This window comes from Streptomyces sp. NPDC025793 (assembly GCF_055558375.1).
On sequence record NZ_JBVHMR010000024.1, the window covers coordinates 106,203 to 116,409 of the forward strand.

Annotated in this window: 11 protein-coding genes; 2 read left to right on the forward strand and 9 right to left on the reverse strand. The window is 70.4% G+C overall.

The window, feature by feature from the left end; translation table 11 throughout:
- Nucleotides 1-98: 98 nt before the first annotated feature.
- Together ACZ4MF_RS33975 and ACZ4MF_RS33980 are read left to right on the forward strand one after the other, a co-directional pair.
- Nucleotides 99-878 carry an ECF subfamily RNA polymerase sigma factor, BldN family gene (locus ACZ4MF_RS33975; RefSeq protein ID WP_356035909.1) on the forward strand — a complete coding sequence of 260 codons (780 nt, stop codon included), beginning with the start codon at nucleotides 99-101 and terminating at the stop codon, nucleotides 876-878.
- A 237-nt stretch (nucleotides 879-1,115) separates the two neighbouring features.
- A complete protein-coding gene (locus ACZ4MF_RS33980) occupies nucleotides 1,116-2,348 on the forward strand; it encodes a DUF5667 domain-containing protein (RefSeq protein WP_467496162.1) in 1,233 nt (410 codons plus the stop codon).
- 58 nt (nucleotides 2,349-2,406) lie between these two features.
- Here the strand turns inward: ACZ4MF_RS33980 and ACZ4MF_RS33985 are convergent, their stop codons facing one another.
- The 9 genes from ACZ4MF_RS33985 to ACZ4MF_RS34025 form a co-directional block, all read right to left on the reverse strand.
- On the reverse strand, nucleotides 2,407-3,492 hold the full coding sequence (locus ACZ4MF_RS33985) for a lysophospholipid acyltransferase family protein (protein WP_467496164.1): 1,086 nt from the start codon (nucleotides 3,490-3,492) through the stop codon (nucleotides 2,407-2,409).
- Between the two features lie 14 nt (nucleotides 3,493-3,506).
- The gene (locus tag ACZ4MF_RS33990; RefSeq protein WP_467496166.1) at nucleotides 3,507-4,568 is read right to left on the reverse strand and encodes an NAD-dependent epimerase/dehydratase family protein; all 1,062 of its coding nucleotides are present in this window, start codon (nucleotides 4,566-4,568) and stop codon (nucleotides 3,507-3,509) included.
- A gap of 189 nt (nucleotides 4,569-4,757) precedes the next feature.
- Entirely contained in the window at nucleotides 4,758-4,856 is a 99-nt protein-coding gene (locus ACZ4MF_RS33995; protein WP_003948845.1) for a 30S ribosomal protein bS22, read from the reverse strand.
- A 133-nt stretch (nucleotides 4,857-4,989) separates the two neighbouring features.
- Nucleotides 4,990-5,199 (reverse strand): helix-turn-helix domain-containing protein, encoded by a 210-nt coding sequence (locus ACZ4MF_RS34000; RefSeq protein WP_177235464.1) that lies wholly within the window; start codon nucleotides 5,197-5,199, stop codon nucleotides 4,990-4,992.
- Nucleotides 5,200-5,328: 129 nt separating this feature from the next.
- A complete protein-coding gene (locus tag ACZ4MF_RS34005; RefSeq protein WP_467496168.1) occupies nucleotides 5,329-6,144 on the reverse strand; it encodes a phosphatase in 816 nt (271 codons plus the stop codon).
- Between the two features lie 74 nt (nucleotides 6,145-6,218).
- On the reverse strand, nucleotides 6,219-7,391 hold the full coding sequence (locus tag ACZ4MF_RS34010) for an acetoin utilization protein AcuC (RefSeq protein WP_362823369.1): 1,173 nt from the start codon (nucleotides 7,389-7,391) through the stop codon (nucleotides 6,219-6,221).
- On the reverse strand, nucleotides 7,342-8,574 hold the full coding sequence (locus tag ACZ4MF_RS34015; RefSeq protein ID WP_467496170.1) for an MFS transporter: 1,233 nt from the start codon (nucleotides 8,572-8,574) through the stop codon (nucleotides 7,342-7,344). Before ACZ4MF_RS34015 ends, ACZ4MF_RS34010 begins: the two co-directional genes overlap by 50 nt.
- Before the next feature lie 80 nt (nucleotides 8,575-8,654).
- Nucleotides 8,655-9,362, reverse strand: a complete 708-nt coding sequence (locus ACZ4MF_RS34020; RefSeq protein WP_467496172.1) for a VC0807 family protein — start codon at nucleotides 9,360-9,362, stop codon at nucleotides 8,655-8,657.
- 93 nt (nucleotides 9,363-9,455) lie between these two features.
- A complete protein-coding gene (locus ACZ4MF_RS34025; protein WP_467496174.1) occupies nucleotides 9,456-10,100 on the reverse strand; it encodes an HAD family hydrolase in 645 nt (214 codons plus the stop codon).
- Nucleotides 10,101-10,207 lie beyond the last annotated feature (107 nt).

A 10,207-nucleotide genomic window follows, 5' to 3' on the forward strand; every position in this document is an offset into this window, starting at 1 on the left:
CGTTATTCTCCTCAGACGCAAACCGGTACCTCTCCGTCGCTACGACGGGTGAACGGTCCCGCACTGCACGTGATGGAAGCTCTGCCTCTGGGAGTCCCGTGTACCCACACGTCGGGGTTGACGCCTCGGGCCTGGCTACGCTGCGCGCAACACTCGCAACGGTCAAAGAGACGCTGCGCGGCCTCGTCCCCACCGCGTACGCCGTCCCCGCCTTCGCCGCCGCCATGCCCGCCGGCCCGTGCTACGCACTGGCCGACGGCAGCGCCACCGTGGGCAGACGAGGCCGCGCCACCGGCGCGGCCACCGCCCGCCGACCGGCCGCCGACAGCGACAGCGCCCGGATGATGGACCTGGTCGAGCGCGCCCAGGCCGGCGAGGCCGAGGCCTTCGGCCGGCTCTACGACCAGTACAGCGACACGGTGTACCGGTACATCTACTACCGCGTCGGCGGCCGCGCGACGGCCGAGGACCTCACGAGCGAGACCTTTCTGCGGGCGCTCCGCAGGATCGGCACGTTCACCTGGCAGGGCCGCGACTTCGGCGCCTGGCTGGTCACGATCGCCCGGAACCTCGTCGCCGACCACTTCAAGTCCAGCCGCTTCCGCCTGGAGGTCACCACCGGCGAGATGCTCGACGCCAACGAGGTCGAACGCTCCCCGGAGGACTCCGTCCTGGAGTCGCTGTCGAACGCCGCGCTGCTCGACGCCGTGCGCCGACTCAACCCCCAGCAGCAGGAGTGCGTGACGCTCCGCTTCCTCCAGGGCCTCTCGGTCGCCGAGACCGCCCGCGTCATGGGCAAGAACGAGGGCGCCATCAAGACCCTCCAGTACCGCGCCGTCCGCACCCTCGCCCGGCTCCTGCCGGACGACGCACGCTGAACCGATCGCGACCGCGGGCGACCGCCAACTCACGTTGCGTGAAAGCCCGTTGTCTTTCCGATCCGCCCATCCGCCGTCCGTAACCCAAGTGCCGCGCCAGTCGTTGTGCGGGATACAGGCTCCCTGTGGTCACGTCCTGGCCGACCCTGATCACTCGATCGTGTGGATCGGTCACGGGCGTGCAACCCTCAGGACCCCCTGGGGAGTCGACCGTGATGACGAGAGGAGGTGCCGCCAGTGATCGCGAACGTATCGGCGCACCGGCGGGCGAACGCCTTCGCCCAGGCCCTGGATGAGCAGTCCGACCGGGACACGGCGGCCGAGCAGCCAGCACCGGCGGGCGGACCGCCGGCCACCGAGGAGTCCGGGCAGGGCGAGCTGCTCGCCCTCGCCTCGGGCCTCGGCGCACTGCCCAAGCCACAGCTCGACCCCGAGGTCAAGGTCGTCCAGCGCGCCCAGCTGGTGGCCGCGATGGAGGCCATGCTCCAGGAGGGAACCGGAGCGGCGGACGCGTTGGTACCCGAACAACGTTCTTCCCACTCCAGGGGCGCACACCGGGCGAGCCCGTTGAGCAAACTCCGCCCACGCAGCCGGCTGACCAAGGGACTCGCCGCGGGCGGGCTCAGCGTCGGCGTGGCCGCGGGAGCCTTCGGCGGAGTCGCCGCGGCCAGCTCGGACGCCCTGCCCGGTGACTCCCTGTACGGCCTCAAACGCGGCATCGAGGAGTTCAAGCTCAACTACCTGTCCGACGGCGACGACCAGCGCGGCCAGACCTACCTCGACCAGGCCTCCACGCGGCTCAGCGAGGCCCGGCGGCTGATGGAGCGAGGCCGCGGCGGACACCTCGACCACGAGTCCCTCGGCGAGATCCGCCGCACGCTCTCCGGCATGCAGCGCGACGTCACCGAAGGCCACCGCCTGCTCCACGAGGCGTACGAGGCCGACCCGGACTCCCTGGGCCCCATCCAGGCCCTGTCGACCTTCGCCCGGTCCCACCGCGAGGCCTGGAGCGCGCTGAGCGGCAAGCTGCCGGTGCAGCTCGGGGACGTCAAAGAGCAGGTGACGTCGGTGTTCGCCGCCATAGACCAAGAGGTCGCGCCGCTGGAGGCCCGTCTGCCGAAGCCCGGGGCCCACCCCGGCACCGGCACGCGCCAGGGCCCCGGCTCGGCCTCGACGGGCTCGGGCGCCCACCGCGGCGCCACCTCGCCCAGCTCTTCCGGCTCGGCCCCCGCCACCGGCAAGCACGCTCGCACGGACGACCCGAGCGGCTCGCTCACCGGCGACAACGGCGAGGGCCTGCTCGGCGGCAACACCGGCGGCCTGCTCGGTCCCCCGAAGACGGGCAACGGCGCCAGCACCTCGCCCACCACCAAACCCACGACCCCGACTGCCCCCGACGTCACCCTCCCCCCGCTCCTCCCCGGCCTCCTCCCGGGCCTGGGCATCGAGGGCGAGAACAACACCAACTAGCGAGAGTCACGGCAGCGGGGCACCCACCCGAGCGGGCGCCCCGCTGCCGCGCAGACACTCAGAAGAACACCGACCGCCGCTGCACGAGCAGCTTGTACAGCGTGTGCTGGATCTGCTCACGCACCTGGTCCGTCAGGTTGAACATCAGCATCGGGTCCTCCGCCGCCTCCGGCGGATAGCCGTCCGTCGGGATCGGCTCACCGAACTGGATCGTCCACTTCGTCGGCAACGGCACCGCGCCCAGCGGCCCCAGCCACGGAAACGTCGGCGTCAACGGGAAGTACGGGAAGCCCAGCAACCGCGCCAGCGTCTTCGCGTTGCCGATCATCGGGTAGATCTCCTCCGCCCCGACGATCGAGCAGGGAATGATCGGCGCCCCCTGGCGCAGCGCCGTGGAGACGAAACCGCCCCGGCCGAACCGCTGGAGCTTGTACCGCTCGCCGAAGGGTTTCCCGATCCCCTTGAAGCCCTCCGGCATCACCCCGACCAGCTCCCCCTGCGCCAGCAGCCGTTCGGCGTCCTCCGCGCACGCGAGGGTGTGACCCAGCTTGCGGGCGAGTTCGTTCACCACCGGCAGCACGAAGACCAGATCGGCCGCGAGCAGCCGCAGATGACGGTCGGCGGGGTGCTGGTCGTGCACGGCGACCTGCATCATCAGCCCGTCCAGCGGCAGCGTCCCGGAGTGGTTGGCGACGATCAGCGCCCCGCCCTTGGCCGGGATGTTCTCGATGCCCTTCACCTCGACCCGGAAGTACTTCTCGTACACCGGCCGCAGCAGCGACATCAGGACCTGGTCGGTCAGCTCCTCGTCGTAGCCGAAGTCGTCGACGTCGTAGTCCCCGGTCAGCCGGCGCCGCAGAAACGCCAGCCCCGCCGCCACACGTCGCTCCAGACCCGCGCCCTGCCCTCCGGCACCGGGCCGCGGATCCCGCGGTTCCTCCGGCTCCCTCTGCTCCTGCGCGCGGCTCACGAACCCATCCTCCCGCACCCGGGCCCGCCCCGGCAGCGGCTGGACCTCGCCCAGCTCCCCGGGATCGTCCGACCCGCCGCGCGGCCTGCCCACACCCCGGCGCCGCGCCGGGCGCGCCGCGGCGCCCCCACGGGACCGGTCGTCGTCGAACGGAATGACCTTGGCGTCCGCCATCGTTGCTGCGCTCCTCAGTTGGCGCCGTGCGTGGGGAGGTGACCGCTGCCCTTGGCGGCCAGCGCGGCGATGCGGTCGACGGCCCCGGCGAGGGCCTCCGGCGGCAGCAGCCCGGGGCCCTGGCCGCGTACGAAGTCCGCGAACGTCTCCGCCGTCGTGTACCGGGGCGTGAAGCCGAGCGTCTCGCGCATCTGGCCGGTGGCCACCACCCGCCCGTGCGTGAGCAGCCGGATCTGCTCCGGTGAGAAGTCCGTCATACCGAGCGTACGCACCAGCGAACCCGCCCAGGTGACCGCGGGCAGCAGCAACGGCACGGTCGGCCGCCCGAGCCGCCGCGAGCACTGCGAGAGCAGCAGCACACCGTCCCCGGCGATGTTGAACGTGCCGCTGTTGAGCGTGCCCCGGCGCGGCTCGTGCGAGGCGATCCGGAGCACCTCGACGACGTCGTCCTCGTGCACGAACTGGAGCCGCGGGTCGTAGCCGAACACGGTCGGCAGGACCGGCAGCGTGAAGTACGAGGCGAGCGGGGTGTCCGCGGCCGGCCCGAGGATGTTGGCGAACCGCAGCACGCACACCGCGACGTCCGGGCGCCGCCGGGCGAACCCGCGCACGTATCCCTCGACCTCGACGGTGTCCTTCGCGAACCCGCCGCTCGGCAGCGACTTCGCCGAGGTCGTCTCGGTGAACACGGCCGGGTCGCGCGGCGCGGAGCCGTAGACGTTCGTACTGGACTTCACCACCAGCCGCTTGACGGCCGGCGACTTCTGGCAGGCGCCGAGCAGCTGCATGGTGCCGATGACGTTGGTCTCCTTGACCATGGCCCGGCTGCCGGCGCCCAGCGCCGTGCCCGTCACATCGAGGTGGACGACCGTGTCCGCGCCGGTCTCGGCGAGCACGCGGGCTATCGTCGGCAGCCGGATGTCGGCCTGGATGAAGTCGGCCCCGCCCAGATGGTGCACCGGGGGCACGGCGTCCACGGCGATCACCCGGTCGACCTCCGGATCCCGTTGGATCCGCCGCACGAACCGGCCGCCCAGCTGGCGGGCCGCTCCGGTGACGAGCACGACCTTCCCCAAGATCAGCGCCTTCCCTCGTACGGTGTGCGTGCGGCCAACTTAGCGGGTCGACGTTGCGCTGTGATGACCCCCCGATGCACGAGGTGACGGAATTTCACCGGTCGGAACCGCAGCTGGGCGGCCCGGACATGCCTGTGGCCCCCCACCGTCAGGGTGGGGGGCCACAGGGACACGCTTCTCGCGCGCCGCTTACTTCTTGTTGCGACGCTGAACGCGCGTGCGCTTGAGCAGCTTGCGGTGCTTCTTCTTGGCCATCCGCTTGCGCCGCTTCTTGATAACAGAGCCCACGACTACCCTCGCTCACTTCTCATCACTCGGTTGTTTGGGCGCCATGGGCCCACACGACCTACGAGGGGCTAGCCTACCCAACCGAGCGCTGAGGTCGTAATCGAGGGTCCTCCGGATCTTTCCGGAGGCGTCGTCAGGCCGTTTCCACCCCCACATAGCTGTCGCGAAGGTACTCGTGTACCGCTTGCTCCGGGACGCGGAAGGACCGCCCCACCCGGATCGCGGGCAGATGACCGCTGTGCACCAGCCGGTACACGGTCATCTTCGACACTCGCATCACCGCGGCGACTTCCGCCACGGTAAGGAACACGACCTCGTTCAGAGGCCTCTCGCCAGCTGCCATGACACACCTGAACCTTCCGCACTCGACGGCCACCGGCTTCCCCTTCCGGTGACTCTTCGTCGCTGCGTGCTCACTCCCCAATGTAGGGGCGGGTGATGCGAGTGGGGAAGAGGTGCACCCATCGCTGGCCTACTGTGACAGACACGCTCGTTTGAGTACGTAGCGGGTAAGCGGGCGGTAGTACGCGGACCGCACGCCGTCATCAACCGGAACGGCGACGGCCAGCGCTCCCTCGACCTCTCCCACGAACAGCGCCGGATCGTCGACATCGCCGAGCCCGATGGCCTCGAACCCCAGCTGACCTGCACCGCAGACCCAGCCGTGGTCTCCGACGACGAGCGCGGGCAGCGGTCCGCCGGCGGCCGCGGCGACCTCCAGGACGACCCGAACCGGCAGCGGAGAATGACTGTGGACACCCGGCTCACAACCGGGGCGCTCGGCTCCTGGTTCCCGCACCAAGGCAACCCCTCGTACGTAGTCGAGGTAATGGGTACGTAGACCGAACCGGGTCAATATGTCGACACAGTGACCCTGCGCGGGGGTGAGCACCTCACACCCCGCCGCCGAGAGCGCGTCCGCCAAGCCGGCGTAGAACCCGAGCAGGCGGTGCGGATGCCCGGTCCCGAACAGCACGGGAGCCCGGCGCCCGGCCGCCTCCCCGATGCGCTCGGCGAAGGCATCCAGCGCGGCCACCGTGCGCCCCGGATCGATCACGTCCGGGCCGGACGTGTGCCGCGGATCGGCCGAAACGCCACACTTCTCCGCCATCAACGCGAGCAGTTCCGGCTGCTGCCACGCCCCTTCGGGATCGATCCCGATCAACACGCGCGGATCCCGGGCGGCGAACAACCGATAACTCCGCAGGCTGACCTCCCGGGAGGTCCCCACCTCCCCGGCCAGCCGCACGGCCACCAGATGCGCACACAGAGCCTCGGCGGTCACCACGGCTGAGATGCTCGCGCATCACGGATGAGGATGCGTCAGGAATGGGTGGAATTCCGCACAGTTGGCCTAACCCCCTACGGCAGCAGGCCCCGCAGAGGGAACGCCGCCCGCCGGGTCGCCAGGACCGCCTGGTCGAGCCGGTCGGCGGGGTCGTAGCCCGCGTCCCACGACGCCCAGCTCACCGGCCACCGCCCGTCGGTCATCCGCTGCGGCCCCAACTGCCGGGTCCTGGCGAACACCTCCTGGCGCCACCCCTCCGGGATCACCGTCTCCGGCGCCACCGGCCTGCCCGCGGCCACTGCCACCAGATGCGTCCAGGACCGCGGCACGACCTCCACCACCGCGTACCCGCCCCCGCCGAGCGCGACCCACTTCCCGTCGGCGTACTCGTGCGCCAGCTCATGACAGGCCACCTGCACCGCCCGCTGCGCGTCCAGCGACACGGCGAGATGGGCCAGCGGATCCTCGAAGTGCGTGTCGGCCCCGTGCTGCGTCACCAGCACCTGCGGCCGGAAGTCGGCGATCAGCTCCGGCACCACCGCGTGAAACGCCCGCAGCCACCCCGCGTCCCCGGTCCCCGCCGGCAGCCCCACGTTCACCGCGGCCCCCTCCCCGGCCCCCGCCCCGACCTCCTCCGGCCACCCGGTCTGCGGGAACAGCGTGCGGGGATGCTCGTGCAGCGAGATCGTCAGCACCCGCGGATCCTCCCAGAACGCGGCCTGCACCCCGTCCCCGTGGTGCACGTCCACATCCACATAGGCGACCCGCTCGGCCCCCAGCTCCAGCAGCCGGGCGATGGCCAGCGCCGCGTCGTTGTAGATGCAGAACCCCGACGCACCCCCCGGCATCGCATGGTGCAGCCCGCCCGCGAAGTTCACCGCGTGTTCGACGTCCCCCCGCCACACCGCCTCCGCCGCCGCCACCGACTGCCCCGCGATCAGCGCGGACACCTCGTGCATCCCGGCGAACGCGGGATCGTCGACCGTACCCAGCCCGTACTGCCCGCGCGCCCCCGCCGGATCCGCCGACGCGGCCTTCACCGCCTCGATGTAGTCCTCGCGGTGCACCAGCATCAGCGTCGACTCACCGGCCGGCTTCGCCGCGACGACCTCCAGCTCCCGGTCGAGCCCGAAGGCACCCACCAGTTTCCGGGTCAGTGCCAGCCGGACCGGATCCATCGGATGATCCGGGCCGAAGTCATAGCCCGTTACTGCCTCGTCCCACATCAGCTGTGCGCGGCCGCTCATGCCCGCCACCGTATCGGTCCGGTTGAGCGGCGAACGATCTGGCGTACCCCAGCGTCACCAGCACCAACACCATCGGCACAAGCATCGCCCCGCGATAACTCCACGCATCGCCCAAGGCCCCCACCAACGGCGAACCGACCAGAAAGCCCACGTAATTGAAGATGTTCAGACGCGCGACGGCCGCGTCCGAAGCCCCCGGGCCGTGCTCCTCAAAAGCGCGCCTGCCCGCCGCCGCGAACGTCTGCGGCACCAGCACGCACAACCCCAGCCCCACCAACATGAACCCGAGCATCCCGACCCACGCCCCGGGCGCCGACGCCACCACCGCGAACCCGCCGGCCGCCACCAGCGTCCCGAGCCGTACGACCGCCACGGCCCCGAACCGCCGCACCCCGAAGTCCCCGAGCGCCCGCCCCACCAGCGTGGTCACCATGTACACGTTGTACGGCACCGTCGCCAGCTGCTCGCTGCTGCCCAGCACGTCCTTCAGATACTTCGCGCTCCAGTTGGAGACGGTCGAGTCCCCGATGTAGGCGAAGGTCATCACCAGACACAGCGGCAGCAGCAGCTTGAACACCACCCCCGCGCCCTGCCCCCGCTCCTGGCCCTCCCCCACGGCCGCCGGTTCCCCGTCGGCGTACCACCGGCTGCCCACCAGCGTCGCCGGCAGCAGCACCGCCACCACCGGCAGATACGACACCCACAGCGCGAGATGCCAGTGCGCCCCGACCCAGGCCAGCGAGGCCCCGAGGATCCCGCCCAGGCTGTACGCGGCATGGAAACTGAGCATGATGCTGCGCCCGTACGACCGCTGAAGGCTCACCCCGAGCATGTTCATGGAGGCGTCCAGCGCCCCCACCGTGAGCCCGAACACGCCCAGCGCCACCGCCAGTTCGGCGAGCTGCCCGCCGGCTCCGGCCCCGAGCAGCGCCAGCAGCACCACCGGCTGGGAGTACCGCAGCAGCCGACTCGGCCGTACACGCTTCACCAGCTGCTCGGTGGTCACACTGCCCACCCCGGCCAGGATCGGTACGGCGGCCAGGAAGACCGGCAGCAGCGCGTCGGAGACGCCGTACCGGTCCTGGATGGCCGGGATCCGCGTCACGAGCAGCGCGAAGGTGGCGCCCTGCGCGAAGAAGCTGAACGCCAGCGAGGCCCTACCGCGCCGCAGCACATCAGTCATGGCGGCGAGCGTAGGGCCCCGGGCTACCTGTGGGTAGATCCAGCCAAAGATGAATTTCCCTCAGCTTGACCGAGCTGGTCTCAGGCGGCGACGGCCAGTCCCGACCGCTCCGGCTGCTTCCGCTGGGTGGCCTTGCCGTCCTCCACCTCGGCGGCGAGGATCTTCTCCATCGGCCCGGCGGCCAGCCCACCACTGAGCACGAACCCGATCACCATCGCGCCGACCAGGAAGACGGTGCCGAGCCACACCATCGTGTCCACAGGAATGGTGTACGCACCTACGACCCGGGCGGAACACTCGGCGAGCAGCACCAGCCCCCAGACGACCGAGAAGGCCTTCTCCTTGCCCCGGAAGGCCGCCGACCGAACGGACTCCCCGGAGACCAGCCGCTGCCAGGCGGCCTCCTTCTCCGCGTCCCCCTTCACCAGGAAGGGCTTCATCCCGGCGGTCATCATCGGCTTGCCGAACCAGACCGAGGCCAGGATCCCGAAGGCGATGACACTGCTGACCCCGCTGTCCTTGGCGAGCATCAGCCGCGGGTCACCGGAGACGAAGCTGAGCAGCAGCGAGACGACGTTGACGACCAGGATGAGACCGGCCAGAGCGTTGGTCTTCCGCTCCTTCACCAGGCCCCACACGGTTCGCACCGCCGGCGCCACGCTGCTCCAGGCGAGGGAGGCGAAGGTGCTCAGCCCGAAGGCGTCCTTGAACAGGTAGTACGAGCCGAGCGGCAGGGCCACGTCCAGGAGCAGCGGCCGGAAGTTCTGGATCCCCGTGTTCTTCGTCATGCCCTCAGCTTCGCCGCAGCAGGGGGTCCGCCAGTAGAAACGATCGTCCGGAGGTCCGCATGACAATTGTCAGGACCCGACCGATGGCTCAGGTCATATCAGCAGGTCAAGCAACTCGCTCATGGCACCGAAGAGTTGATCGGCACCGCTCAGCCTCGCCGCCGGCGTCATCGCGGTGAACCCGCAGACGTCCATCCCGGCCGCCACGGCGGCCCGCACGCCGAGCGGGGAGTCCTCGACGACCACGCACCGCTCGGGGGCCACCCCCATCCGCCGTGCCGCGTGCAGGAAGAGATCGGGCGCCGGCTTGCCCCGCCCCACGTCCTCGGAGCTGAAGATCCGCTCCTCCGGGAACCACCGGTCGAGCCCGGTCGTGCGATGCCCCACCCGGATCCGCCCATGACTCCCGGAGGACGCCACGCAGTACGGCACCCCGTCCGTGGCCAGCTTCTCCAGTACGTCCGCCACGCCGGCCACCGGTGCCAACTCCCGCTCGAACGCGGCGAACACCCGCGCGTGGAAGACATCGTCGAAGTCGTCCGGCAACCGCTGCCCCGTGCGCTCCAGCACCAGCTCATGAATCCGGTGCATCGCCGAGCCCATGTAGTCCCGGATGGAGTCCTCGTACGAGGTCGGGTGCCCCAGCTCGGTCAGATAGGCCGCGAGATGGCGATTGGATATGGGCTCGCTGTCGACGAGCACCCCGTCGTTGTCAAAGATGATCAGGTCGTAGCGCATGCTGTCGAGCATAAACGCAGAAAGGCCCACGCCTGATGGCGTGGGCCTTTCCCAAGAATTGTTCGGCGGCGTCCTACTCTCCCACAGGGTCCCCCCTGCAGTACCAT